Annotated in this window: 22 protein-coding genes; 14 read left to right on the top strand and 8 right to left on the bottom strand. The window is 71.3% G+C overall.

The window, feature by feature from the left end:
• Positions 1 to 19: 19 nt before the first annotated feature.
• The gene (locus H6726_08620; protein ID MCB9657695.1) at positions 20 to 1,435 is read right to left on the bottom strand and encodes a hypothetical protein; all 1,416 of its coding nucleotides are present in this window, start codon (positions 1,433 to 1,435) and stop codon (positions 20 to 22) included.
• 57 nt (positions 1,436 to 1,492) lie between these two features.
• Between H6726_08620 and H6726_08615 the strand changes: the two genes are divergently transcribed.
• The 7 genes from H6726_08615 (at position 1,493) to H6726_08585 (ending at position 7,420) form a co-directional block, all read left to right on the top strand.
• Positions 1,493 to 3,241: a fibronectin type III domain-containing protein gene (locus tag H6726_08615; protein MCB9657694.1), complete on the top strand. Its 1,749-nt coding sequence runs from the start codon at positions 1,493 to 1,495 to the stop codon at positions 3,239 to 3,241.
• Positions 3,145 to 4,710: a hypothetical protein gene (locus tag H6726_08610; protein ID MCB9657693.1), complete on the top strand. Its 1,566-nt coding sequence runs from the start codon at positions 3,145 to 3,147 to the stop codon at positions 4,708 to 4,710. The genes H6726_08615 and H6726_08610 overlap by 97 nt, the downstream gene beginning before the upstream one ends.
• Before the next feature lie 152 nt (positions 4,711 to 4,862).
• On the top strand, positions 4,863 to 5,300 hold the full coding sequence (locus tag H6726_08605) for a hypothetical protein (protein ID MCB9657692.1): 438 nt from the start codon (positions 4,863 to 4,865) through the stop codon (positions 5,298 to 5,300).
• Positions 5,301 to 5,421: 121 nt separating this feature from the next.
• A complete protein-coding gene (locus tag H6726_08600) occupies positions 5,422 to 5,643 on the top strand; it encodes a hypothetical protein (GenBank protein ID MCB9657691.1) in 222 nt (73 codons plus the stop codon).
• Positions 5,640 to 6,263, top strand: coding sequence for a hypothetical protein (locus H6726_08595; GenBank protein ID MCB9657690.1), 624 nt, complete (start codon positions 5,640 to 5,642; stop codon positions 6,261 to 6,263). The genes H6726_08600 and H6726_08595 overlap by 4 nt, the downstream gene beginning before the upstream one ends.
• Entirely contained in the window at positions 6,260 to 6,679 is a 420-nt protein-coding gene (locus H6726_08590) for a YeeE/YedE family protein (GenBank protein MCB9657689.1), read from the top strand. The genes H6726_08595 and H6726_08590 overlap by 4 nt, the downstream gene beginning before the upstream one ends.
• A 105-nt stretch (positions 6,680 to 6,784) precedes the next feature.
• Entirely contained in the window at positions 6,785 to 7,420 is a 636-nt protein-coding gene (locus H6726_08585) for a TetR/AcrR family transcriptional regulator (protein ID MCB9657688.1), read from the top strand.
• A 39-nt stretch (positions 7,421 to 7,459) separates the two neighbouring features.
• On the opposite strand, the gene H6726_08580 is transcribed toward H6726_08585, so the two are convergent.
• Entirely contained in the window at positions 7,460 to 8,908 is a 1,449-nt protein-coding gene (locus H6726_08580; protein ID MCB9657687.1) for a hypothetical protein, read from the bottom strand.
• A 143-nt stretch (positions 8,909 to 9,051) separates the two neighbouring features.
• On the opposite strand from H6726_08580, the gene H6726_08575 reads away from it, so the two are divergent.
• Positions 9,052 to 9,270 carry a hypothetical protein gene (locus H6726_08575; protein ID MCB9657686.1) on the top strand — a complete coding sequence of 73 codons (219 nt, stop codon included), beginning with the start codon at positions 9,052 to 9,054 and terminating at the stop codon, positions 9,268 to 9,270.
• Complete coding sequence (locus H6726_08570) at positions 9,267 to 10,280, top strand: AraC family transcriptional regulator ligand-binding domain-containing protein (protein MCB9657685.1); 1,014 nt, start codon at positions 9,267 to 9,269, stop codon at positions 10,278 to 10,280. The genes H6726_08575 and H6726_08570 overlap by 4 nt, the downstream gene beginning before the upstream one ends.
• Here H6726_08570 and H6726_08565 read toward each other — a convergent pair.
• Positions 10,250 to 11,734, bottom strand: coding sequence for a cytochrome P450 (locus H6726_08565; GenBank protein MCB9657684.1), 1,485 nt, complete (start codon positions 11,732 to 11,734; stop codon positions 10,250 to 10,252). The two genes, H6726_08570 and H6726_08565, sit on opposite strands and share 31 nt — an antisense overlap.
• A 138-nt stretch (positions 11,735 to 11,872) precedes the next feature.
• On the opposite strand from H6726_08565, the gene H6726_08560 reads away from it, so the two are divergent.
• Together H6726_08560 and H6726_08555 are read left to right on the top strand one after the other, a co-directional pair.
• Complete coding sequence (locus H6726_08560) at positions 11,873 to 12,805, top strand: DUF2236 domain-containing protein (protein MCB9657683.1); 933 nt, start codon at positions 11,873 to 11,875, stop codon at positions 12,803 to 12,805.
• Complete coding sequence (locus H6726_08555; protein MCB9657682.1) at positions 12,802 to 13,617, top strand: hypothetical protein; 816 nt, start codon at positions 12,802 to 12,804, stop codon at positions 13,615 to 13,617. Before H6726_08560 ends, H6726_08555 begins: the two co-directional genes overlap by 4 nt.
• 82 nt (positions 13,618 to 13,699) lie before the next feature.
• On the opposite strand, the gene H6726_08550 is transcribed toward H6726_08555, so the two are convergent.
• The 4 genes from H6726_08550 to H6726_08535 form a co-directional block, all read right to left on the bottom strand.
• Positions 13,700 to 14,404: a sigma-70 family RNA polymerase sigma factor gene (locus H6726_08550; protein ID MCB9657681.1), complete on the bottom strand. Its 705-nt coding sequence runs from the start codon at positions 14,402 to 14,404 to the stop codon at positions 13,700 to 13,702.
• Between the two features lie 39 nt (positions 14,405 to 14,443).
• Entirely contained in the window at positions 14,444 to 16,096 is a 1,653-nt protein-coding gene (locus H6726_08545) for a serine/threonine protein kinase (protein MCB9657680.1), read from the bottom strand.
• Positions 16,097 to 16,131: 35 nt separating this feature from the next.
• Positions 16,132 to 16,893: a glutathione S-transferase N-terminal domain-containing protein gene (locus H6726_08540; protein MCB9657679.1), complete on the bottom strand. Its 762-nt coding sequence runs from the start codon at positions 16,891 to 16,893 to the stop codon at positions 16,132 to 16,134.
• 111 nt (positions 16,894 to 17,004) lie between these two features.
• A complete protein-coding gene (locus tag H6726_08535) occupies positions 17,005 to 17,667 on the bottom strand; it encodes a TetR family transcriptional regulator (GenBank protein MCB9657678.1) in 663 nt (220 codons plus the stop codon).
• A gap of 221 nt (positions 17,668 to 17,888) precedes the next feature.
• Between H6726_08535 and H6726_08530 the strand changes: the two genes are divergently transcribed.
• Both H6726_08530 and H6726_08525 read left to right on the top strand, forming a co-directional pair.
• On the top strand, positions 17,889 to 18,998 hold the full coding sequence (locus H6726_08530; protein ID MCB9657677.1) for a ferredoxin reductase: 1,110 nt from the start codon (positions 17,889 to 17,891) through the stop codon (positions 18,996 to 18,998).
• A 41-nt stretch (positions 18,999 to 19,039) separates the two neighbouring features.
• The gene (locus H6726_08525; protein MCB9657676.1) at positions 19,040 to 20,257 is read left to right on the top strand and encodes an acyl-CoA desaturase; all 1,218 of its coding nucleotides are present in this window, start codon (positions 19,040 to 19,042) and stop codon (positions 20,255 to 20,257) included.
• A 179-nt stretch (positions 20,258 to 20,436) separates the two neighbouring features.
• Here the strand turns inward: H6726_08525 and H6726_08520 are convergent, their stop codons facing one another.
• Positions 20,437 to 21,408, bottom strand: a complete 972-nt coding sequence (locus H6726_08520) for an aminoglycoside phosphotransferase family protein (protein MCB9657675.1) — start codon at positions 21,406 to 21,408, stop codon at positions 20,437 to 20,439.
• A 289-nt stretch (positions 21,409 to 21,697) separates the two neighbouring features.
• Between H6726_08520 and H6726_08515 the strand changes: the two genes are divergently transcribed.
• Positions 21,698 to 24,562 (top strand): hypothetical protein, encoded by a 2,865-nt coding sequence (locus H6726_08515; GenBank protein MCB9657674.1) that lies wholly within the window; start codon positions 21,698 to 21,700, stop codon positions 24,560 to 24,562.
• The last annotated feature ends 98 nt before the right edge of the window (positions 24,563 to 24,660 follow it).

Below are 24,660 nucleotides of genomic sequence, written 5' to 3'. Positions count from 1 at the left end.
AATACGGGGTGGAGGGTGATCACTCACACTGGTCTGCGCCGACGTCCAGGCTGGTCGTGCGGGCGTCGCCGTCGTAGTCGTCGCTCACCTCGGCGACGCTCTGCCCTGCGCCGATCACGGACGGCGCAGCGCATGACGCGAGGTGCAGGTCTCCGTTCGAGGGGTCGACGAACACGTCGCCAGTGATGTCTTCGACGTTCCCGCCCAGCGTCGCCGTGGCGCCGTCGCGCGGCTGGATGCGCCGGTTGGTGAGGTTATTGAGCACGCGCAGCCCGCTGCTGCTCGCCCAGCGGAGCTCGATGGCGTTGTCATAGCTGTCGGGTGCGCTGAGCAGCACCGTGTTGTTGGCGACGAGCGTGTCGTGTCCGCGCTCGATGATGATGCCCACGTCGTGCTCGCCGCTGCCTGGGAAGCGGGAGGCGATCATGTTGTTGCGGATCACCCCGCCGAACACCTCGGCCTGCAAGCCGAGGCCGATCCCTCGCGCACAGTCCACGATGCGGTTGCGCTCGATGACGTGGCTGCTGCCGCTCTCGCTGTCCCACATGTGGATCGCGTGCTCGGAGAGGCCCCCGGTGTAGGTCATCCCGGCGCGGAGCGAAGCCGCCTGGCCGTGCGCGGGTCGCGCGACACCGCTCGCGTCGCAGTAGATGCCCTCGAACGTGCTGTCGTGGATGTGCCAGTCGCGCCCGCCGTGCGAGTCGATGCCGCCGGTGTAGCAGGTGGTGCTGCCGTCCTGAGCGCCATAGCCCCAGACGTTGTCGCGCCCTTGGGCGGTCATCACGAAGCGGCTGCACGAGACCTCGACGCGGTTGTTGGTGCCGCTCCCCGGGCTGCCCTTGAGGAACTGCTGGCCCCCGTCGACGAGCGTGACGCGGTGCACGACGACGTCGTCGGCGGCCTCCCACAGATGGATGAGGTGGAAGATGGAGCGCTGCACGGTGAAGTCCGCGAGCACGATGCCCGACGCGGCGACCGTGATGGGCGCGGTCTCGTCTCCGTGGCTGCCGTAGGCCGAGTCGAGCACGACGGCGCTCGGGTCACCCGACTCGCCTCGCAGCGTCACGTCCGGGGTCGTGAAGTACAGCCCGGTGTACGTTCCTTCCTGGGCCGCGGGGAAGGTGTAGACGCCGTCCGCCAGCAGGATGGTGTCCCCCGCCGCCGCACTCGCCACGACCTGTCGCAGCGTGCGCGTCTCGGTCCCGACCTGGACCTCGCCGTCGGGGAGCGGGCTGACCCGGATCGTCGCGCCCGGCCGGTCCGGCAGGCTCGCGCTGCGCGCGGCGCACGTCGGGGTGGGAGGCTGAGGCCCGCCTTGGTCCGTACGCGACCCCGCGTCAGGTGTGTTCTGGCCCGCGCCCCCGCCGCACCCCCCCGCGCACGTGGAGAGGACAGCGAGGAGCGCGACCGGGAGAGCTCGAGCGCGAGGCGTCATGCCGTACGAATACCCGATGTGGTGGCGAGGTGCCGCATGGTCTGGTGTACTGCGCAGATGACTTCCATCCTCCCCAACAGGTTTACGATGCGGCTCCGCGCGCTGCTCGCCCTCTCGCTGCTCGTGCACGCGCCCGGTTGCGGCGGCTCCAGCGGCGGCCGCCCCGACAGCGGCGCGGGCGACGGCGGCGCGGACGACGGCGGCGCGGACGACGGCGGCGCGGACGACGCCGGCAGCCCCGACGAGGGCCTGACCGATGGCACCCCACCCGAGCCAGGCGCCACCGGGGCGCTCACGGCCGACAACCCCACATCGAGCACTGTGGACCTCTCCTGGACGGCCGCGACGGATGACACCACCGCGGCGACGTCGCTGCAGTACCGCGTGTACTTTGCCGAGGACGGTGCGCTCGACACCGTGGCCAACGTGCTCGCCAACGGGGTGGCCGCCAACGACTGGACCGATGACCTCGGGTCCCTCACGGTCACGGGGCTCACGCTCGGGACGGACTACGGGTTCAATGTCGTGGTTCGCGACGCGGCTGGGAACATGGCGGTCTATGGGGGTGCGACGAGCGCGACCACGGACGGCGCTTGGGGGGCCGAAGAGCCGCTCGAGGACTACGACGCCGGCTCGGTCTACTACTCGACCCTCGCGACGAACGGCCGCGGCGACGTGCTCGCGCGCTGGGACCGGCAGCCCACGTGGGAGGCGCACTACGTGACCCGGCCGACCGACGCCTCCGAGTTCGGCGAGCTGCTCCCGTGGGGGACCGCGGGCACCTACACGGCGCGGCTTGGCTACGACGGAGACGACAGCCTCGCCAGCGTCACGCTGCGCCGCAACATGGACGACTCCAGGGACATCCTGTTCGGTGAGGGCACGCCCAGCGGCGGGGCCACGTTCGAGGAGGTCGCGCTGGGCATCGGCGGCGACTACGCCTTCGGGCGCGACGTATGCGTGTCGGCCACGGGCGACGTGATGGTCGTCTGGGACGAAGGCACCAGCTCCACCATGCGGGTCATCTGGGCGCGCGTACGCACCGGCACCTCCTGGGGTGCGCCGCTCTTGGTCAGCCCTTCGGCGGACATCGACGTGGAGAGGCCACAGCTCGTGTGCGACCCAGGGGGCGATCACGTCGTGCTCTACCGCGACAACCAGGGCTCCGAGACCGCGCTCGCGCAGCGCGTGTACGACGCATCGAGCGGCGCCTTCATGGCTGCCGCGTCGACGCTCAGCACGGACGCGTTGAACGGTTCGCCCGCCTTCGGCCGGTCTGCCGACGGAAGGGCGTTCGTGGCGGTTCCCGAGTACGCCGATGGAACCGCGACGTCGACCATCCGTGTCTACACGCACGACGGAAGCGCCTGGTCCGCGGGCGTACCCCTCGCGTCGCGCACGACGGGCTCCTACGGCGCGGTCAGGCTCGCCACGGCAGGCGACGACGTGCTGGTGGCGTGGTCCGACGGCGCCGCGATCGTCGGTCGCAGGCTGGTCGCGGGCAGCAGCACGTGGGGGGCGGAGGAGACCATCGAGGGCTCGCTCTCCTTCGCGTATCTGTTGAGCGGCGACGCGCGTGGCGACTTCCTCGCCGTGTGGGCGGCCAGCGGCTCCATCTACGCGCGCATCTCGGATGGCGACGACGGACAGTGGGGAACGACGGAGACGCTCAAGGACGGCGGCGAGAGCGTCGGCTCGGAGTCGCTCGCGTGCATCCTCGACGTGCGGCGGCGGGCCACCGTGGTCTACACGGTCTGGAACCCCACGGAGTCCAACTTCAACGCCGTGGCTCGGACGTACCGCTGACGAACCCCGCGCGCCGTGGCGGGCCCGACCTGGCCGCGCTCCTGGGCTGGGGCGCGGCCACCGCGGTCTTCGCGTTTCTCGCGCTCGGTCAGGCAGGGCTGCAGCAGGACGACCCCTACCACCTCGCGTTGGCGGAGCTGCTTGCCGGAGGCGAGCTCCCGCGCGCGCTGCCCTGGGCCAAGCACACCATCCTGGCCGACGGCTTCTCGGACCTGCACCTGGGCTACCACGCGCTGCTCGCGCCGTTCGTGCTGGTGCTGGGAGGCGTGGTGGGGGGGAAGGTGCTCACGGTCCTGTCGGTCGCGACGTTGCTGGTCGTGCTCCTGTGGGTCGCCGGCCCGCAGCACCCGGCGCGTGGCCTGTTGCCCCTGCTCCTGCTCGGAGCGAGCGGTGTGTTCCTCCTGCGTTCCATGGGGATGCGGCCCATCCCGCTCGCCGCTGCGGCGACGTTGGCGGTGATCCCCCTCGCGGCGCGTGGACGTCATGCGCTGCTCACGTTGCTCGCGGCGCTCTACGCGTTCTCGTATGCCGCGTTTCCGCTGCTGGCGCTGCCGCTGCTGGCCCACGTGCTCGCGCGCGCGGTGACCCGCCGTCAGCTCGCGGTGCGGCCCGTGCTCGCGGTCACGCTCGGCGCTCTTGTGGGCGTCCTCGCACATCCGAACCTGTCCGCGTTCCTCACGGTGCTGCGCGTGCAGCTCTTCGAGGTCGCGGTGGATCACGCGGGCGGCAACCTGGAGTACGCCGCGCCCGACATCCTGGCGTTCATGGGGGATGCCGCTCTCGCATGCGGTGCGCTCGTGCTGGGCGGCATCGTGGCGTGGCGCGAGGTGCCCGCGCCCGACCCCAGCGCCACGGCGGCGCGTCGCGAAGAGCTGCTCGCCTGGGGGCTGCTGGCGCTCATGTCGCTGCTCCTCGCGCTGCGTCACGTGCGCGGCGTCGACACCTTCGTGCCGGTGGCGGTCGCCGCGGCAGCGGTCGCCACCCGTTCCGTTCGACCCCGAGCGACGCGCGCCCCCGCGGTCGTGCTCGGTCTGCTGGTGCTGCCGTTCGTCGCGCTACACGCCCACGCCGCGTTCACGACCAGCCGCGCCTTCGAGCGCATCGACGCGAGCGGCGCGGCGACGTGGCTCGCGCGGCACACCGACGAGGGCGCGGAGGTGTTCCTGCAGGACTACGGCGCCTTCCCGCGCCTGTTCCGCGCCAACCGGCACAACGTCTACACGCTGGGGCTCGACCCGGGCTTCATGCGCGCCCACGACCCCGACCTCTACCGCGCGTACGATGCTGCCGTGCGGCTCTCGCGTGACCCGCTCCCGCTCATCGAGCGCCTCGGCGCCCGCTACGTCTACGTCGAGAACAGCGCGAACGGGCGCGCCTTCTACGAGCACCTGCGGCGCCACCCGGCGCGCTATGCGCCCGCGTACCAAGACTCCTTCGCGGCCGTGTTCGTCGTGCGACGCAGCGACTGAGTCCTGCCTTGTGAGCGCGCCGACCCTGCGACCGCGCGCGGGCACCTGCTCGGCGATGTGACCGAGCGACATGTCGCGTCTGGTCGCGCACCCCCAGGCGGTGCTGAGCGAGCCCCTATCGGGGTCGTCGGAGCTGGTGTACCGTCACAGCCATGCCTGCGGAGAACACCGCTCAGCTTGCCGTCGGACGTCTGCTCGAGATCCGTGCCGCCGCGGGCTACAAGTGCGCGGATGACGTGGACCGCCTGTTCGCCAAGGTGGGCGCGGCCGTCCAGCAGCTGCCGCCGGGGACGCAGCATGTCACCGTCGTGGACTGGCGGCTGTGTCCCATCATGGCTCCCGAGGCCGCGGAGCGCATCGTTCAGCTCATCTCGGGCACCAACGACGCGACGCTGCGTAGCGCGGCGCTCGCCCAGAACAACTCGCCAGTCACCGTCATGCAGTTCCTGCGCGTGATCCGAGACGCGCACCATCCCGACCGCAAGCTCTTCTTCGAGGTCTCGAAGCTCGAGTCGTGGCTCGCCGACGTGCTCGGGCCCGAAGAGCGAACCCGCCTCGCGGCGTTCCTCGCCGAGGTCGACGTCCCGTAGCCGAGGCTCGCGCGCGGGCCCCTGCCGTCGTCATTGTCCGCATCTGGGGCTATCCCCTCGACGAGGTGACGTGTCATCTTGTCAGTCGAGGCTTGGCGCAGCCAAGAAAGGGAAGCAGGCGATGACGGATGTGTCGGAAGCGAAGGTGGCGTGCCCCAACATGGGCTCCTGCGCGATGTACGGCCTCTTCAAACACGCCGGGACGCTCAGCGTGTTCAAGATTCGGTACTGCAACGGCGCGTTCGAGTCCTGCGCGCGCTACCGTGTCGCCAGCGAGGGGCGCGTGGTCCCACTGCGCCTCATGCCCAACGGGCAGACGCTCAAGGCGCCGGAGGTGCCATGACGTACTGGCCTGCCTGGCTGGGAGGGCTCGCGCTGGCGCTCGTCGCGCTGACGCACTGGCTCGGGGTGAGGCGCATGCTGGCCGTGTCCGGGCGCTTCACGCAGCTCGTGAACCGCCTGCGCGAGCGCCCGTCGCCCGAAGCGGAGGAGGCCATGACCGAGGAGGAGCTGATCGCGGCCGTGCAGGCCATGGCGCTCGCGGAGTTCGGCGCCGAAGCGCTCGAGGAGGCGGCACAGACCCCAGATGTTCCCGAGCCGCACGAGACCCCCGTCGCAGCCATCGCCGCCCCGGGGCCGCAGCCCACATGGCTCCACGGCGCGTTCCTCTTGGCGATCGCGTTCGGAGGGCTGCTGGCGTCTCTGACGGGCGTAGGCCTCCGCCCGGAGCTCGGGATCGGCAGCGCGGGCTTCGAGGCGGCCTTCGGGCAGGGCGCGTCGAGCTATGCGGTGCTGCTGGTCGGGGGACTGCTCGTCGGCTGGGGCACGCGCATGTCCGGCGGCTGCACCTCGGGTCACGGCCTGTGCGGGGTGAGCCGGGCGCAACCTGGCTCGCTGCTCGCCACGGCGGCCTTCTTCGGCACGGGTATCCTGGTCAGCCTCTTGTTGGAGGCCGTGCTGTGAAGCACAGCTTTGCCCTCCTCACTGCCGTCGCGCTCGGCTTCTGTTTGAGCCGCATCGGCTTCAGCAGCTGGGACGAGGTCCACGCCATGTTCACGCTGCGCGATCCGCGCCTGGTGTTCACGTTCCTGCTGGCCGTGGTCACGCTGGGCGTGGCTTGGGTCGTCGTGCGACGCGTGCGTCCCAACGACCCCCCCTTCTCCGCGCGTCCCATCCACCGTGGCACCGTCGTGGGCGGCGTCCTCTTCGGCGTGGGCTGGGCGCTGTCCGGCGCGTGCCCTGGCATCATCTTGGTGCAAGTCGGGGAGGGCAAGCTGGGCGCCTTGGTGACCCTCGCCGGTGTGTTCCTCGGGAACGCACTCTACGCGGCCGTGCACCAGCGCTACTTCCGCTTCAGCGTCGGCAGCTGCGAGGGCTGACGCGACATCACGCGCGCGGCTGCTGGCGCTGGGCCCGGTCGCCGTGGCTGCGGACCACTCCGATCTCGCCGGAAGGTCCTCGACACGAACGCGTACCATGCGGGCATGGCTCGGCCGGCCCACGCGAGCAGCGAAGACACCTACGACGCCATCCTGGACGTCGCGCTCGCCATCGTGCGCGAGAGCGGCCCCGACGCGTGCTCCCTGCGCGAGGTCGCGCGCCGCGCCGACGTGAGCACCGGCACCATCCAGTACTACTTCGAGAACCGGGCCGGGCTACTCGAGGCATGCCTGGACCACCTCTACGCGTGGGTCACGCGCGAGGTGCTGGCCGAGCTCGAGCTCATCGCCGCCTCGGGCGACGTCCTCTCGTCGCTGGAGCGCATCACCAGGAAGGCCCTCCGCTTCACGCGGGAGAACCAGGAGCTCGTCCGCATGCGCTACATGACCACCATGGAGCGCGGGGCCCTGCCCGATCAGCGGCTCGTGCGGCAGCTGCTGCCACTGTTGGACAAGGTGGGCGGCCAGCTGGCGCCGGATGCACCGGTCAAGGTGCGCCTGCGGCTCGCGGCGCACACGCTCGAGCTGGCTGTGAGCCGCTACGCGCTGCACACGGACGAGGAGTGTCTGCAGATCACGGGCCTCGGCGAGCTCCCGGCCGCCTTGCGTGCGGTGGAGGACCATCTCGTCGCCCACGCCAAGACCCTGTTCCTCGGGGCGCTGGCGCCGCAGGCGGGGTGAGCCGCCCACGGCGGTCCATGCGGGACCCCGTCGTGCGGATCAGGGGCACGGCGCGACGTAGGTCGCGAAGCCGAGGTCGCGGTCCGTCGCACCCGCCACGCTGCCCCCGGGGTACGTGTCCACCGACTGTCGGACGCGCACCTCCGACGCGAGGCTGACCTGGAAGCGATAGACCGTCCCGGCCACCACGGGCACCGGGCCCGTGAAGTCCACGCGGTTCGCCCCGACCTGCGTGATCGCGAAGGCGTCCGAGCGCAGCACCACGGTGCCGGCCTCGTTCGTGACGGTCACCGCGCCGCTCGACGTGCCCGACTCGACCTGGAGGTCGATGCCCGTGAGCTGCCCCGTGATCCCGGCCGTGAAGGTCTGCCCGATGGTGGTCGCCAGGCGCGTGCCCCCCGTGGTGACGTTGCTCTGGTCCAACGCGGCCACCACACAGCTCGCCTGCGTGCTCCCGCACAGCCCCATGTTCGGGCCGCACGAACACGCGCCGTCGCCAGTGCGCCCGTCATCACACGTGAGCCCGGGCCCGCACGCGCACTGCCCGCTGCACAGGTTGCCGTAGGTCCCGGCTGCGCACGAGCAGCTACCATTGCCCGAGGCCCCCTCGTCGCAGGTGCTGCCGGCCGCACACAGGCAGATCCCGGCGCACGTCGGACCGTAGCGACCAGCCGCGCACGTGCAGGTCCCGCTTCCATCGGCGCCGTCGTCGCACGTGCTGCCCGAGCACATGCAGACGCCCACGCAGGTCGGTCCGAAGCGGTTCGGTGGGCACGTGCAGGACCCGTCGCCGTCCGCGCCGTCGTCGCACGTGCCGCTCTGACACGCACACACCCCCGCGCAGGCGGGACCGTATCGACCCGGAGCGCACGTGCAGGACCCGTCGCCGTCCGCGCCGTCGTCACAGGTGCTGCCCGTCGCGCACGTGCAGGTGCCGGAGCACGTGACGCCATACCGACCGGGTGCGCAGGTGCAGGCGCCACTGCCGGTCGCGCCGTCGTCACACGCGCTACCCGCCGCGCACGCGCATGTCCCCGCGCAGCTCGGACCGTACGTGCCTGGTGCGCAGGTGCAGCTCACGCCGCTCGCGCTCTCGGTGCACGTCCCACCGTTCTGCATGCACGACGCGCCAGCCTCGTCGCAATCGCACGCGGCCGGGACCAGATCCATGTCGGCGTCCACGCGGTCGTCGGCACCCAAGCACACGTCCGCGTCGTCGCAGACGCCGTCCATGTCGGCGTCCGGGCAGGGGCCGGCGTCCCCGGGGCCGAGGTCCTGATCGCCGCCGTCCTCCGTGCTCCCATCTGTCCCGGCGTCGTCCTCACCTGCGTCCATGGGCTGTGAGGCGTCGGGCGTGTCGGCATCCTGCGCGCCCGCCCCGAGGTCTGCGCCGGGGGACCCGGTGCCTGGCGCACACGAGGCGACCAGCGTTGTGACGAGGGTGACCAGGGCGAACTCCGTGCAGCCCAGGATGGAACGATGATGCATGACGTGGGTCCTTTCGCGACGAGCGCGGCGTGCGCTGCGTCAAGGCCAACAAAGCCGACGGACCGGTGCGCGACAACGACACGAATCGCACGGTGTGCGACGGAGTGTGGCCACGGGCGCCGTTCTCCTGCTGTACTGCGCGGATGGCGATCAGAGACCCGCGGCAGCTGGTGACCGACCCGTGCTGCGCCACCATGGGCCGGCAGCTCAACTACGACTGCGTGGAGCACGGGTCGACGTGCCCGGACCTCGTGGTCCAGCTCAGCGCGGGCGGGCGCTTGTTCCTCGAGGCCAAGAACGCGAGCTACACGCTGCGCTACTGCCCGTGGTGCGGCGCGCACATCCAGGACGACCTTCCGTGAAGGGTGTCGTCTCGAGCGCGGGGCGCTTCTGGTTGCCCGCCCTGCGCCACCTGCAGCACCACACGACCGACTGGGAGCCTGTCTTGGCGCGCGCTTCGCTCACCGTCGAGGCGCTCGAAGATCACGACCGTCGCGTCCCGTTCGGCGCGGGGCTGCTCCTCTTGCGGGAGGGGGCGCGGGCGCTGCGCGACCCCCTCTTCGGGTTGCGCGCAGGGCTCGGTATCGATCGCGCGAGCTTCCTGCTGACCGCCTTCGTGGCCATCACCCAGGAGACGGGGCGGGCCGCGTACCAGGTGGCCTCGCAGCTCACGCCGCTGACGTTCGATGGGCTCGAGTGCGTGCTCGAGAGCGCGGCGGACGCGTCGCACGTGACCATCCGCTTGTCGCAGGCGGGCTCACCCTGCGACGACCCGCTGCTGGCCGAGTACCTGGTGGGGTCGGTGCTGGGTGTTCAGCAGCGTTCCGTCGAGGTGCGCTTGCAGCGCGTCGCGTTCGTGCACGCCGCGCGTGCCCCGATGGCCACCTATCGGGAGGCGCTCGGCGGCTCCGTGGTGTTCGGGCAGGAGGCGTGCACCATCACCTATCACGCCCCGCTGGACGCGCGCCTCGCGGGGGCCGACCCGGTGCTCTCGGAGGTGCTGTCGAAGCAGGCGTTCGGGCTGCTCGCGCAGCTGCCGGTCGGGGCGGTGCACGCGCCCCGCGTCCAGCGCTTGGTGCTCACGCAGCTGGCCGACGGCGCGGTCGACGTCGAGGCCGCCGCCAGGGCGCTCCACATGAGCGAGCGCACGCTGCGTCGACGCCTGGCCGAGGAGGGCACGTCGTTTCGCGAGGTCGTCGACGGCGCCCGTCGGGAGCGTGCGTTGGTGTTGATGGAGCGGCGCGACCAGAACCTCGATCAGATCGCGCTCGCGCTGGGGTTCGCCGGCGCGGGTGCGTTCCGCCGCGCGTTCCATCGCTGGACGGGCGAGAGCCCCCGCGCCTACCGGGCCAAGCTCGCGCTCGAGGAGTGAGCCGGGCGGGCAGACCTCGTCTCACGGGGATGGCGTGCCGTCACCAGGACCGGGGCACCCCCGTGCGGCTGCGCCAAGATGCCGCTGCGGCCCGGGACCGGGGCCTCGCTGAGCAAGAGCCGCAGCTCGGTGCGCTGTGCGAGGCGCGCGAGGATGAGCTTCAGCTCCAGGGTCGCGAAGGCCGCGCCCACGCAGCGCCGATAGCCGCCCCCGAACGGCAAGAGCGCCTCGGGGCGGGCCGACGTGTCCAGCATGCGCTCCGGTCGGAACGCGCGCGCGTCGGGCCACAGGTCTTCGTCATGCTGTCCGCCGGTGGTCAGCGCCTGCACCATCACCCCGGCTGGGATGCGCACACCGGCGATGACCGTGTCGACGAGCGCGCGGCGCGCGATGGCGGGGACGATGGGCTGCAGCCGCATGCTCTCGCGCACCGCAGCGTCGAGGTAGGGCAGTCGGTCCACCGCGGACACGTCGAGCGCGCCGTGCTCCGCCACGCTGCGCGCCACCTCGTTGCACAGCGCCGCCCACGTGGACTCGTGGTGCAGCAAGAGCCGCAGCGCCCACGAGAGCGCGATGGCGGTGGTGTCGTGCCCCGCCAGCAACAGGGTGAGCAGCTCGCTCACGAGCTCGTCGTCACCCAGCGCGGGCCCGTCGCTCGCGTCGGCGCGCCGCAGGATCTGCGCGAACACCGAGTCGGGCAGGGCCTCGACGCGCCCGGCGCGCACGTCCCGCACGTGGGCCAACAGCATGTCTCGCACGCGTCGGTTCGCGCGCACCATCGACCCGCTCCGCAGCGGCACGACCCACGCGGGGTCTCGCCGCCGCCGTCCTTCTCCGTCGTGGCTCCCGCGCGTCACCGCGGCGAGCAGCCCAGGCGGGAGCACCGTGGCGGCCATCATCGCGAAGGGGTCCTGAGCGCCCTCCGCCAGCGTCAGCACCTCGCGGAAGAGCGCGTCGTAGCGACCGCTCGCGCCCACCCCGAACAGCGTGCGGAAGATGATGTGCAAGGTCAGCCGTCGTCCGAGCCACAGGAAGTCCACCTGCTCCCCAGGCGAGAGCGCGTCGATGGCCTCGTCGGTCGCCTCGAGCATGCGCGGTCCGAGCGCGTGCAGCGGCGCGCCGAGAAACGACGGCATGAGGCGCCGCCGCGCCAGACGATGGGGGTCGCCGTTGCGGAGGATGACCGAGTCGGTGCCCACCGAGATCTGCGCCAGGTCGTTGGCGTGTCCGAAGGTCCCTGGCGTCACCTGCAGGATCTCGCGCACCGCGGCCGGGTGCGCGAAGACGACGGAGGGCACCACGCCGAACGGACGGATGGTGAAGACGTCGCCGTGCAGCGCCCGCTGCTGCGCGTAGAAGGCGCGGGAGTCCCCGAGCCAGTGATACAGCTGGAGCCACGAGGGCATGCTCGGGCCGGGAGGGAGCTCGGGATGGCGGAGATGGTCGAAGAGCATGACCTCACGCTAGCCGCGCAGCCCGATGGGCGTCGGTGTCGCGCGGCCAGGAAACGCTCCGTCGCGGCCATCGAGCGCCCGCGGCGCGGACGCGTTCGGCTGGGCGCCTCGCCATCCCCGGCGTATATTCGCCGGGTGGTGAATAACAGCGAACCCACCCCTGCCGAGACCAAGTTCTGCCGCGAGCTCTCGGCGGCCGCCATCGCGACGGGGCTCGACGACAACACCGGGCTCTTCGCGCTCGACTCGGCCTTTCGTCGCCTGGCCATCTCGCACGCCACCTTCTTCGGGGCGGCGCGCGCGCTGCTGCTGCAGATCGCTCACCCGGTTGTCGCCCAAGGTGTGCACGACCACAGCGACTACGCGCGCAGTCCTCTCGCCCGCGCGTTCCGCACGTTCCTGGGCATCCTGGCGGTCACGCTCGGACGACAGCGCTTCGCCCTCCGGCTTGCGGCCCGCGTCTTCCGCGCACACATCCCGGTGCGCGGCACCATCCCGAGCGACGAGCCCGGCGTGCCGGACCGCAGCTACTCCGCCATGGACCCCGAGGCCACCACGTGGGTCTGGGCCACGCTGGTGGAGGGCATCCTCTTCGGCCGTCGCGAGGTGCTGGCGGTGCCGCCCCATGACGAGCTCGAGCGCATGTACGAAGAGTCGAAGCTCTTCGCGCTGTCCTTCAACGTGCGCGCCGCGAACATCCCACCCACGCTCACGGACTTCGAGGCCTACTTCGCGGACATGCTCGAACGCGGCCTGCACGTGACCCCCGCGGGGCAGCGCGTGGCCGAGTCGCTGGTGAGTGGGGCACGCTTCCCGCTCACGCTCTTCGGGTGGCTCTTCCGCTCCTTGGCCGTGGAGGGGCTCCCCGGCAGCACCCGGGCAGCGTTCGGCTGGACCTCTACGCCCCTCAGCCGCACGGTCTACGGCGTGCTGCGCGGCTTCGCGCGCCTCTACTACGCCGTCATGCCGCGCTTCATGGAAGTCTCTCCGATCGTGTTCTATCCCGCGCTGCGACGCCGCCTCGGCGGCCCCGGCGAGCCCCTCGCGCCCGCGTCGGTGAGCGCGCCATGAGCGGCCTGCGCTTCGTCCACGTCGTCGGGGGGGTGGCGCTGTGCGCGGCGGGTTGCGGACCGGCCTCCTCCGGGGCTTCGTCACGCGCGTTGCCTGAAGCGGCCCAGGTGGGGACGCCTCGCTCGGCGGGGAGCGCGTCGCTCTCGCGCGACGTGTGGACCCGACTCGATCGCGCGCAGGACTCCTGCGAAGACGCCGAGCCCATCGACCGCGGCGGTGTGTACAGCTTCGGCTGTCACGTGCTCTCGTTGGTGCCGCTCGCCGACGTGGTGCGCCTCTCCGGCGCGCGCATGTTCACGTCGGGTCCTCACGCGCTCGACGGGTCGCGCTTCGAGTACGCGGCCGACGCGGCCTTCGGTCACTACGACCCGGCCTTCGTGCGGTGGCTCGTGGACTACGCCGTGCCTGGGGCGAGCGACCCCGCGTTCCGGGAGCAGACCCAGCCCATCTTCGACGCGTACGTGGCGCCCCTCGCGCGCATCTTCCACTTCACGCGCCAGAAGCTCGAGCGTGAGACCGAGTGCGCGGCGCGGGAGCGCGACCTCTACGCAGCGGCCATCGCGCGCGGCGAGGCCGACGGCTACGTCTGGCGCTTCCACTACTTCCTGCACCACGACTTCTGCGCGAACCCCGACGCGGGGTATCGGTACTTCGAGGCGCGTGGGGGAGTGGGTGCCTTCGAAGGCGAGATTGTGCAGACCACCGTGGCCTGGTGGCTCAGGCGAGAGCTGGACGGCACGGCGGCCACGTTCGCGCGCGGGCTGCGCCGCTTGGTGGACACCTACGCGGACCCCGACTGCGGCACCTTCTGAGCGCGCCACGGTGCGTCGCATGGACGCCTTCCCATCGTCCCCGACGGAGTAGCCCTCCGAGGAGCGTCCTCGCGGCACGCCTTCACCGAGCCGCGTCGCCGCCCCTCGCCTGGCCGTCGTCCTTGGTCGCGTCCTCGGTCCCCCCGTCGCTCGCTTGCTCGTCGTCCCCAGTCGCTTCGCCCCGCAGCGCGCTCGACCACGCCTCGAGCTCGGCAGCAGCCTGTGCGACACCCGTGGGTGACCCCGTGCCGCGCGCCAGCTGCTCGCGCAGCGCCTCGACCCCGCGGCGCAGGCGGCTGCGCACGGTGCCCTCGGGGATCTCGAGCACGATGGCCAGCTCGGGTCCGCTCAGGTCTTCCCAGAAGCGCAGCTCGAGGATGATCTGGAGGTCCAGCGGCAGCGTGCGCAGCGCCTCCACCAGCCGCGCGCGTTCGGTGCCCGCGCGCAGCAGGCTGCTGGGGCCCGGGGCGAGGTCGGACAGCGACGACACCGAGAAGTCCAGCGCCTCGTTGCGCTTGCGGCTGCGGAAGTAGCCATACAGCTCGTGCCGCGCGATGGCGTACAGGAACGTGCGGAAGCTGGCGTCGCCGCGGAACCGGTCGCGCGCCTCCACGCAGCCCAGGAAGGTGCGCTGCACCAGGTCGCTCACGTCGATGCTCAGCTTCGACGCGAAGAAGTCGTAGATGGCGTCGAAGTGGCGGTTGAAGAGCGCCTCACCTGCCTGCGCATCCCCCGCGCGCCACGCTTCCAGCAGCGCGCGATCGTCGTCACCCAGCGGCGTTGGCATCGCGGTCGAGCATGCCGCGACGCTCCGTGGGCGGCAAGCTCAAGGGCCACCCCCTGGGACGCAGGTCCGCGCGTCCACCAGCCCTCCGTGCACCTCGGCCAGCTTGCGGCAGGCAGCCCACTCGCCCTGCGCCGCGAACGAACGAGCATACGCGTCGACCGGGGTGAGTAGCCCGTTGGTGCCGATGACGTGCCCCGCGAAGCCGCAGGTCGTGAGGGGGCCGCGGGGACCTGCGCTGCGCGTCGCGTAGAGGCAGGGCCATCCTCCGCGGAGGTCGCTGGCGAGGCCGCTTGCGCACTCTCCCATGAGCACGCCCCGCAGCATGGTGTGCTCACCCTCCCAGAGCCGCTTGATGCACTCTTCGGGGCGCCCCGCGTTCAGCGCGCTGCGAGCGTCGGTGAGCAACGCGTCGCACTCCTCGGGGGGGGTGGCGTCGTCCGACGAGGCCTCGCACATGCGCGCGATTCGAGCGCCATCGCCAGAGGCGCGCGCGCAGGTGGCCCACACCGCGTGGCCCGCGGGGGACGTCTCGTGGGCCTCGAAGAAGGCGCTGCAGGCGACCCAGTCACGTCGCGCGAGCATGGGCGCCACGGTCGGGTACTGCGCCGCCCACGGGTCTCCCGGCGAATCGACCGACGCGTCCTGAGTGGGGCGTTGTTCGCGCGCCCGCAGCGCCAGCGCGGTGAGTCCCAAGGCCAACGCGGCGGTCACCACGGCGCCCACCACGAGCGCGCGGGGACGCGCGGGTGGGGCCACCGGAGCGGGCGCCAGGGCGTCCTCGATGGCGCGCGCGAAGGCGTCGACGTCGGGCCACCTAGCCTGGGGGTCGTCGTCCAAGGCCCGCGCAAGCACCGGCCACGCGCGGCCCGCGGGGTGGTCGGCAGCGGGTGGCGGTGGCGGTCCCGCGACGTGCACCGACGGTCGGGACGGACCGTCGGCGCCGTCGCTCCCCACGGCGTACGGGTGACGGCCGAACAGCAGCTCGTACGCCATCACGCCCAGGCTCCACTGATCCTGGCTTGGCGCGGGCGCGGCTCCCCGTCGTTGCTCGGGCGCCATGTAGCCGGGCGTCCCGACCACCCGGTGCTCGCCCCAGGTGTCACCCCCCGCGGCCCAAAGCCGTGCCAGTCCGAAGTCGGCCACCCGCGGCCGCCCTTCGCCCACCAGCACGTTTTCGGGCTTCAGGTCGCGATGCACGAGGCCCGCGCGGTGCGCGCACGACACCCCGGCAGCCACCCCGGAGACGATGGCGATGCGTTCCAGCAGCGTGTGTTCGCCCCGCATCCACTCGCGCAGCGAGCCGGCCTCCACCAGCTCCGACACGACGAAGGCGATGTCCCCCTCGTCGTGCACCTCGAACACGCCGAGCACGTTCGGGTGGCTCAGCTGCGCCAGCGCGCGAGCCTCACGCAGCAGGGCCCGTCGGTCACTCTGGGCGGCGGTGAGCGCCTTGAGCGCGACACGGCGCTGCATGGTCGGGTCGAACGCCGCGTACACCACCCCGGCGCCGCCCTCGCCGATCTTCCGCTCCAGCGCGAAGCGCCCGAGCCGAACGGCAGTCGCAGGGCCCCCGAACATGCGGGCCCGCAGCACCGCGCGCAGTCGACCGCGCTCCAGCTCGCGCACACCTTCCACCAGAGAGGGTTCGTGCGCGACACCGGTCGAGGACGTCGTGTGTGATGAGGCCGTCATGCCGATCCGCGCTAAAGCGTACGGGGTTGCCTCGCTCAGGCGCCGTAGGTCTCCTCCAGGTACTCGACGATGCGCGCCGACTCGTACATCTCGTGCCCCGTGTTGGGGTCCACCAGGTACGGCACCTGCATGCGTCCCGTGCGCGCCAGCAGCGCCTTGCGGTTCCGCTGCGTGGGCGCGTAGTCGGGCGCCAGACGCTCGCGCAGGGCGGGCACCACGATCCACTCCACGGCCTGAGTCCGGCCGCAGTTGCGGAGCACGAAGGGGATCTCCAGCTCGCACAGGCGCTCTCGGACGATGCGTGAGAACGGGCTCGCCTCGAAGCTGTAGAGCTCGAGGTGCTGCTCGGGCAGCCGCCCGGTGCGCGCGCGGATCCCGCGTCCGAGGCGCAGCGCGGAGGCTGCCATCGAGGGCGACGTTCGCACGCTCTTGATCAGCGCATGGCTCGGCGGGTTCCCGCCGGCGTACGTCTCGTACAGGTAGGCCACGATGTCGGCCGACTCGTACAGGCGCGTGCCCGTGTTCGGGTCGTGGAGATAGGGGAACAGCTCCTTGCCCCCGCGCGCCCGCACCTGCGGACGGTAGCGGGTGCCGCCCTTCGGGCACGGAAACACGAGCGCGTCGAGGTCCAGCTCCGTGAGCGTGTTGCGCACCACCCGACAGAACGGGCAGTTCTCCATCTCGTACAGCTCGAGAAGCTGTTCGGGTTGGCGCGCGGTGCGGGCGATCTGGACGCCGAAAGGGCCTGCGGCGACGGATGCGGCGAGGGAACCGACGGAGTCGAGTGCGTGCTTCATGGGGGAGCCTCCTGGTCGCGCGCAGCCTGCGCGCCGGATCGTTCTACGCGCGAGGCGGTGGGCATCGCAAGGGCCTCCACGCGTGACGCAGAGCGTGTCGTGGCAGCGGTGCTACGGCTTCGGCCGGAGCAGCTCCAGGGGGACTTGGCCAAAGGCGGGGTTCCAGTGCAGCGCGCCCAGTAGGATGAAGCGCATCTCGCGGATGCCGCGCGCCGCCAGCTCGGCCTCGCGCGTCGCCTGCCCCTCGGGCAGCGCGAGCACGTCGCGCGTGAGCGACAGCACCATCTGCACGACGATGTTCGAGATCATCTCGACGTCTTCCGACGGGAAGCCGCTGAAGGGGGGCACGAGCCGCAGGTCGTCAGCGAGGTCCATCACGAACGTTCGCACCTCGCGCTGCACGGCGCGGAACACGGCCGTCCGTCCACCGGCGTACGCGTGGCTCAGGAACTGGAACGCCGCCTCGTGCTGGCGCACATAGCTCAGGAAGAGCTCGACCGACGCGCGCACCGCGGAATCCGACGCCGTCGTGGCCTCGCGGCGCGCGTCGCGGATGAGGGGGCGGAGGTCGCGGCAGACCTGCTCGGCGACGGCCACGCCGAGCTGCTCCATGTCGTCGAAGTGACGGTAGAACGCCGTGGGCACCAAGCCGGCCTCGGCGGTCACCTGACGCAGGCTCAGGCTGTCGAAGCTACGTCCGTGCGCCGTGAGCGTGATCACCGCGTCCATCAAGGCCTGGCGGGACTCGAGCTTCTTCTGGGCGCGCGTGGACACCCCTCACCTTAGCAGGTGCGCGCCGAAAGCTGCGCCGCCGGTTTTCGATATGTTACGCATACGTTTGTTCGATGTGTAAAGTATTGGTTATAAACGATAAAAGCTAAAGTTACGGATTCGTAGCGAAAATTTAAGAGCACAAGTGTTGACTGAATCGCGGGGAGGCCTCATATCTCAGTACACGGTTGTTCACTGAAACGACTGGAGACCACGAGGTGACCATGCTCCCCCACAGCCACACCCCACAGACCCCGGCCGGCCCCACGCTCGGCCTCACCGACTTCGTCGACCCGCACTGGATCGACTTCGCCCTCTCCCACATCAACCCGCTGCTCAGCGTGCAGCGCGTCAAGGCGCGCGTCGTCGCGATGACGCACGAGACCCCCGACCTGTTGCGGGTCGAGCTCCGCCCCAACCGCCTCTTCGCGGGCTTCGTCCCCGGCCAAGCCGTCCCGCTGCGCGTGACCATCGGCGGCATCGTGCACGAGCGCTACTACAGCCTCACCAGCTCGCCCAAGGCGCGCACCCTGCAGCTCGGCATCAAGAAGCAGCCGGGCGGTGTCGTGTCGGGCTACGTCCACGAGCGCCTGCGCGTCGGTGACGTGGTCGAGCTGGGCGCCGCGGCGGGCGACTTCGTGCTCCCGCGCGAGGTGCCCCCGCAGCTGCTCCTGATCGCGGGCGGCAGCGGCATCACGCCGATGATCAGCCTGCTCGACGCGGCCCTCCGCTGCCGCAACGTGCAGCGCGTCACGCTGCTCTACTACGCGCGCAGCGTGCTCGACTTCGCGTTCCATCAGCACCTGCGCGCCCTGGCCGAGCGCGACTCACGCTTCCGGCTGCTGGCCATCCCGGAAGCTCACCCGAGCTTGCAGGGCGCGCCCAGCACGGAGCACGTGGGGCGCTTCTCTTCCGCGCAGCTGGACGACGCGCTCGGCGGCCTCACGCCGGACCTCATCTACCTGTGCGGGCCCTCCGGCTTGGTGCACAGCGTGCGCAGCGAGCTCGACGGGCGCGGTCTCACGGACCGCCTGCGCTGCGAGTACTTCGCGCTGCCCACGGCCGGCGCCGAGCGTGACACCGAGGCCACCATCGAGTTCCGCAAGAGCCGGGTCACGGCCATCAGCAAGAAGCCGTCTCTCCTGGAGGCCGCCGAGGAGGCGGGTCTTCAGCCACGCAGCGGATGCCGCATCGGCATCTGCCACACCTGCACCTGCACCAAGGTCGAAGGCGTCGTGCGCGACCGCGTGACCGGGGCCATCGACGACCGCCCGGGCAGCCCCATCCGCCTGTGCGTCAGCGAGCCCCTCGGCCCCGTCGTGCTGGACGTCTGAAACTCACTCTCTGTCGCCGCCATGTGCGGTCGAGGTTCCCCATGAACATCTCTCTTCGCACCCCGTTCACCAAGAAGACCCCTCCCCCGAGCCCAGCGCCCGAGCGCGCACCCCACGTCGCCCTCGTGCCGCCGCCACCCGCGCCTCCCAGCCGCAGCCGCGCCCTGACCGCCGCCGAGGTGGAGGCGTTCGGCGCCGAGCTCGACCAGCTGCGCGCCGAGGTCATGGCCACCGTCGGCGAGCGTGAGGCCACCTACATCCGTCGCGTGCACGCCTGCGTTCGCTACACGGAGATCGGCGGGCGCACGCTGCTGTTCGCCGGGTGGCTCCCGCCGGCCTTCGTGCTCGGTACGGGTCTGCTGTCGGTGAGCAAGATCGTCGACAACATGGAGCTCGGGCACAACGTGATGCACGGGCAGTACAACTTCCTCAACGACCCCGAGTACCGCGGCGACACGTTCGAGTGGGACACGGCGTGCCCCGGCGACGCGTGGCGGCACAGCCACAATTACCTCCACCACAACTTCACCAACATCCTCGGCAAGGACCGTGACCTCGGCTACGGCGTGCTGCGCCTGACGGAGCACGAGGCGTGGGAACCGCGACACCGCTTCCAGCTGCTGTACGCCGGTGCGCTGGCGACCTTCTTCCAGTGGGGCGTCGCCATGCACGACCTCGAGCTCGACCGCGTGCGCAAGGGCGAGCGGTCGCGGGCCGAGATGCGCGCCGAGCTGGGCCCCGTCCTGCGCAAGATGGCGCGCGTCGGCGCCAAGGACTACCTGCTCTTCCCGTTGCTCGCGGGTCCCAGCTTCCTGCCCGTGTTGCTCGGCAACATGAGCGCCAACCTCGCGCGCAACCTCTGGGCCTTCACCATCATCTTCTGCGGCCACTTCACCGAGGACGCCGAGACGTTCCCCCCCGAGTCCCTCGAGACCGAGACGCGCGGCGCCTGGTACCTGCGGCAGCTCAAGGGGTCCAGCAACCTCGAGGGCGGACCCGTGTTCCACTTCTTCACGGGCAACCTCAGCCACCAGATCGAGCACCACCTGTTCCCGGACGTGCCGGCGCTGCGCTACGCCGAGATGGCCGTGAAGGTGCGCGAGATCTGCGAGCGCTATGGGCAGCACTACAACACAGGCTCGCTGTCCTCGCAGTTCCGCTCCGTGGTCAGCCGCATCGTCCGGCTCAGCAGCCCCACCCCGGCCGAGGTCGCCGCCCGACGCGACGCCCGCAGCCCCCGGTTGCGCGTCCTTTCGTGAGCCTCGGGCGCGGTGCGGTATGGTGCGGCGCTCGCGCGGGTCCGACGTCATCGCGATCGCCGCGCGGACGCGACCGCCGGCGCGCGGGTTGGCAGGCCATTCTGAACAACTTCAAGAGGCACGCCGAGTCCGACGCCTAGGGCACACTCGAGGAGTGGCGGAGGCGCCCGACGAGCACGCTATGCGAAGAAGCCGCGCAGCGACTCGAGTTCGTCGTGATCCAGCGGCGCGACGGTCTGCAGCAGCGCCTCCACGAGGCCTGGCTCGACCTCGACTTCGTTTCGCAGCCCTCGCAGCACGTTGAAGCGAATCCACCGCACCCTAGGCTGGGCCTGCGCGATCATCTCGTCGAGCGTCGGGGCCGGCAGCTGCAACCCGCTGGCCTCGTAGCCTCGGACGAACGCTCGCACCAGGTCGCGTTGGGGTGGACCAACTTCCGGCGTCGCCCAAATCAGTGCGAAGCGCAGCGCTTCGAGGCGGGGCGAGGCCGTCCCGGCAGAGTCCCAGTCGACCAGGGCACGGGGACCGGACTTCGGCTCGATGAAGTTGGGTGGGTGGTAGTCGCGATGGCTGACGCACTGCGGGTAGTGCGCCTCGCGGTCCGCGTGGGCTTCAGCTTCGACCAGCAGATCGATGCGCTCGTCCAACAGCCGCGCCCACGGCTTGTGCCGCTCTCGCGCCGAGCGGGCCAGCTTGCGCCAGTGCCGCTCGTGGAGCGGGCGGTGCGGCTTGTCTTCGAGCATGAACGCCATCAATGGCAATTGCTGAACCCGTCCGATGACACCAGCGACCTCGAACGAAGCGCGTTCGGAGACGCTTCCCCAGGCTCCCGCTTCTCCGTCCACCCAGCCGAACGCACGGACCCAGACGCGCTTGGTGTCCACTGCGTACCTCGCTGAGCTCCGCCCTTCCACGGTGAGGATGGGCGTCGGCATCGTGAGGCCCGCCTCGTGCGCCATTCGCTCGATGCGCAGCGCCACGGGGCGAGGTGGGTAGAGCGACTGCTTGATGGCAAAGGTGCCGCGGTCCGTCTCCAAACGAAGCACGCCCAGCGGGTTCATCTGGCCGCGCCCTGCCAGCGTGAACTCCGCCTTCGGCCGTCCCAGTCCGAAGTCCGCGGCGCAAGACTCCTCGGAGAACGAACGACCCATGGTCAACGTGACGGTCCTCTCCGAGGCATCTCCAACACTGACCTGGTCCGGCGTCCATGCAACGCGTCGCCAGTCAGCATCCTCGCGATCTGCCGGCCGACAGGGAATCGACGAGGCTCCTCCCTGACGTGGGACTTCGAGCGCTTGGCGGGCTCTCTGCACAGTGCGCACGGAGCTGCACACTTTTCCCGCCGGTTACCCTCTGGATTCCACGCGAAAGCGGGTTGGACCGACTCCTGCAATCCGGCCTCCCGACGCGCCGACGGAATCGGGCGCGCGAGGAGTGACCATGAGCAGAGCGTTGGAATTCGGAGTGGGGCACGCGCCCCGATGGGCCATGGCCGTGCCCCTGCTGTACGCGAGCCTGCTGTCGCTGTCGGGCTGCGGCCTCGACGCCAGCGGCTGCGCGCAGTCGTGCGCCAGCGGCTGCGGAGAGTGCGACGCGCTCGATGGCTGCGGCTGCACCACGGGGCCCATCCCGGGCGGCTTCGACCGGACGAGGGAGATCGACGACGCCATCCAGGTGCGCCTCGGGCCCGCGGGCCTGCGATTCCTCGAGGACAACGTCGAGGCCCTGGCGGCCTCGGCGCTCATGACGGACGAGGACCTGCGCATCCCCGTGGAGCCGGCGCTCGTGCGGCTCACCGACACCGAGGTGGTGGCGCTGTGCGCCGGTGAAGAGACGCTGACCTTCAGCGGTGGCTCGGGCAGCACCTCGCGCACCCTCTCGCCCACCACGACGCAGCGCCGCTGGTTCGTGACGGAGGGCGGGTCGCTCGACACCACGCTCACCGTCACGCGCACCAGCGGCCCCGGAGCGCCGGTGGAGCTGCTGCGCCGCGAAGGAGGGAACACGCTCGCGGCGTCGCACGTCGTCTTCGGTGACCTCACGCTCGAGGGCGGCTTCTCCTATCGGGTGACGCTCACCAAGCCCGCCGCGTCGCTGGCCACGAGCGTGCATGTGTTCGGCGGCGGGCGCTGCGCCGTGGAGCTGACGCTCGGCGAGCTCGACCTGCAGGCGCTCGTGGGGGACCCCGACGCCATTCGCGCGCAGATCGGCGCCGGGGCGCGGTCGCTCGATGGAAACGGGCAGCGCGCTCCTTTCCCCGTGCGCTCGTACGCGACGGTCGGCGTCGTTCCCTCAGGCTGCACGGTGGACCTGAACACGGCCGCTGCGGGCGGTCAGTCGGACACCATCGGCGTGTCGGTGCGCGCCGGGATCGCAGAGCTCACCGAGGGTCTGCGCGCGGGCTACAGCCGCCTCGACGTGAGTGAGCTCGCGCTCGTCGCGCCCGGCATCGAGAACAACGACTTCACCTTCGGTGGATGCGCCGCGTCGGGCCTGCTCAACCCCTTTCGAGGCATCATCGTGGGGGCCATCGAGGACCAGCTGCCGAGCGCGGCCGAGGGCTTCTCGGCGCTGTGCCAGCCGGCCCACCGCAACCCGGCCAGCGCGGGTGACGTGACCCTCTGCCCGGCCGGCAGCTCACCCGACGACGACGGCATCTGCGTCGACGACGAGACGGGAGAGTGCGTTCCGTTGTTGCTCGGCCTCGAGACGCGCCTCAGCGCGGGGGACGCGACGGCCTCCATCCTGCCGGGCCTGCGCGCCGCGTTCGACACGCTCTTCGCGCTGTCGGGCGAAGGCGAGGCCGTGGCGGGCGGCTACTCGCTGTCGATGGTCGCGGGCGCCGAGTCCCTCGCCACCTCTGCGTGCGTGGAGCTGCCCCCCGAGGGGCTCATGGCGCGACCCGACGCCATCGCCGTGGCCAGCGCGCTGCGTGGCGGAGACGACGAGCATCACGTCGGCCTCGCGATCTCGGAGCGCTTCATCAACTGGTCTCTCTCCGAGCTGTGGCGCGCTGGGTTCTTCTGCATCGAGGTCAACAGCGCCCTTGCGCAGCAGCTCTCGACCGGCCTCTTCTCCCTCTTGATCCCGTCCCTCAAGGCGCTGGCGTTCCCGGACTCCGTCGCGTCCATGGGGGTCGTCCTGCGCCCCGCGCGGCCACCCGTCCTGACCGTGGGCGAGGGGACCGAGGAGAGCGCGTTGCTCGGCATCGCGTTCCCCAGCCTGTCCGTGGACCTCTACGTCTACAGCAGCGAGCGCTACGTGCGCGCGCTGACGCTCACCATGGATCTCGGCGCGCAGGTGAACCTGCAGGTCACGGACGGGCGCGTGTTGCCCCTCCTGGGACTGACTGTCGACAACGCCACGGTCAGCAACAGCGCTCTCTTGCTCGAGGACGCCGAGATGCTGGCGGACGTGCTGCCCGACGTGATCGCCAGCTTTGCTCCAATGTTCACGAAGGACATCGCGCCCATCGATCCGGCGGCGCTCGCCGGGGGCGCCCTGCCGGTCGGGGTCGCGCTCACGCAGGACTCGCTGCGCCTGGTCACCGAGGGGCAGGGGCCCGCTGCCGAGGCGTTCCTCGGGGTGTTCGTGGACTTGGTGCAAGCGGCGCCCAGCGCGCTCGAGGACCGAGACCCCGTGCGTGTGGCCATCACCAGGCTCGACGTCGGCGACGGCGAGTCGCTGACGCTCTCGCGCTTCGGGGAGGGCCAGCTGCCGCGCCTCGAGGTGGCCTTCGAGGCTCAGGCGGGCGACGGGTCCCTCCGCGAGTATAGCTACCGCCTGGACGGCGGCGCGTTCAGTCCCTTCCAGGCCGCGACGTATGCGGTCATCGAGGACGCCGCGTTGTTGCGTCAGGGCGAGCACACGTTGACCGTGCGAAGCCGGCCCGTCGGGTCCGACAGCTTCGGGAGCGTGGGCACGCAGACCTTCGTCGTGGACGCGACGGCGCCCATGGTCGAGCTCTCGTCCGACGGCCGCACGTTCTGGGCCCTGGACACGGTCGAGTCGCAGCGCACCCTCGCGTACCGCACGCGCACAGCGTCCGCGCCGTGGAGCACGTGGCGCCCCGTGGGGACCGCCGAGGTGGAGCTGGGCGCGCCCGTCGACGCGCTCGAGGTGCGCGACTCGAGCGGCAACGTGGCTTCCACCCAGGTCGGCCTACGCGGTCTCCCACCCCCGTCCGCGACTGGCTGCGACGGCTGCGCCACGCAGGGCTCGCGTGCCCCGGGAGCCGGTGGGTGGTTCGCGCTGACGCTCGTGTTGGTGGCCCTAGTCCGCGTGGGCCGGCGCCGCGCGGGCTGACTGGCGCCCCCGTCCGTGCCCCGCCAGTGACGTCGTGAGCTCGTCGGCGCGGCATGGCAGGGACGGGTCGCGGGCGCGTTCGCCCGCCGTGGAGCGCC

The organism is Sandaracinaceae bacterium (assembly GCA_020633055.1).
GTDB lineage: Bacteria > Myxococcota_A > Polyangia > Polyangiales > Houyiibacteriaceae > JADJJE01.
This window is presented reverse-complemented; position numbering and strand designations above follow the sequence as displayed.

Coding starts and splice junctions, on each gene's coding strand:
- H6726_08620 (MCB9657695.1), bottom strand. CDS start 1,435: ATGACGCCTCGCGCTCGAGCTCTCCCGGTCGCGCTCCTCGCTGTCCTC.
- H6726_08615 (MCB9657694.1), top strand. CDS start 1,493: ATGACTTCCATCCTCCCCAACAGGTTTACGATGCGGCTCCGCGCGCTG.
- H6726_08605 (MCB9657692.1), top strand. CDS start 4,863: ATGCCTGCGGAGAACACCGCTCAGCTTGCCGTCGGACGTCTGCTCGAG.
- H6726_08600 (MCB9657691.1), top strand. CDS start 5,422: ATGACGGATGTGTCGGAAGCGAAGGTGGCGTGCCCCAACATGGGCTCC.
- H6726_08595 (MCB9657690.1), top strand. CDS start 5,640: ATGACGTACTGGCCTGCCTGGCTGGGAGGGCTCGCGCTGGCGCTCGTC.
- H6726_08585 (MCB9657688.1), top strand. CDS start 6,785: ATGGCTCGGCCGGCCCACGCGAGCAGCGAAGACACCTACGACGCCATC.
- H6726_08580 (MCB9657687.1), bottom strand. CDS start 8,908: ATGCATCATCGTTCCATCCTGGGCTGCACGGAGTTCGCCCTGGTCACC.
- H6726_08575 (MCB9657686.1), top strand. CDS start 9,052: ATGGCGATCAGAGACCCGCGGCAGCTGGTGACCGACCCGTGCTGCGCC.
- H6726_08565 (MCB9657684.1), bottom strand. CDS start 11,734: ATGCTCTTCGACCATCTCCGCCATCCCGAGCTCCCTCCCGGCCCGAGC.
- H6726_08555 (MCB9657682.1), top strand. CDS start 12,802: ATGAGCGGCCTGCGCTTCGTCCACGTCGTCGGGGGGGTGGCGCTGTGC.
- H6726_08550 (MCB9657681.1), bottom strand. CDS start 14,404: ATGCCAACGCCGCTGGGTGACGACGATCGCGCGCTGCTGGAAGCGTGG.
- H6726_08545 (MCB9657680.1), bottom strand. CDS start 16,096: ATGACGGCCTCATCACACACGACGTCCTCGACCGGTGTCGCGCACGAA.
- H6726_08540 (MCB9657679.1), bottom strand. CDS start 16,893: ATGAAGCACGCACTCGACTCCGTCGGTTCCCTCGCCGCATCCGTCGCC.
- H6726_08530 (MCB9657677.1), top strand. CDS start 17,889: ATGCTCCCCCACAGCCACACCCCACAGACCCCGGCCGGCCCCACGCTC.
- H6726_08525 (MCB9657676.1), top strand. CDS start 19,040: ATGAACATCTCTCTTCGCACCCCGTTCACCAAGAAGACCCCTCCCCCG.
- H6726_08520 (MCB9657675.1), bottom strand. CDS start 21,408: ATGGGTCGTTCGTTCTCCGAGGAGTCTTGCGCCGCGGACTTCGGACTG.
- H6726_08515 (MCB9657674.1), top strand. CDS start 21,698: ATGAGCAGAGCGTTGGAATTCGGAGTGGGGCACGCGCCCCGATGGGCC.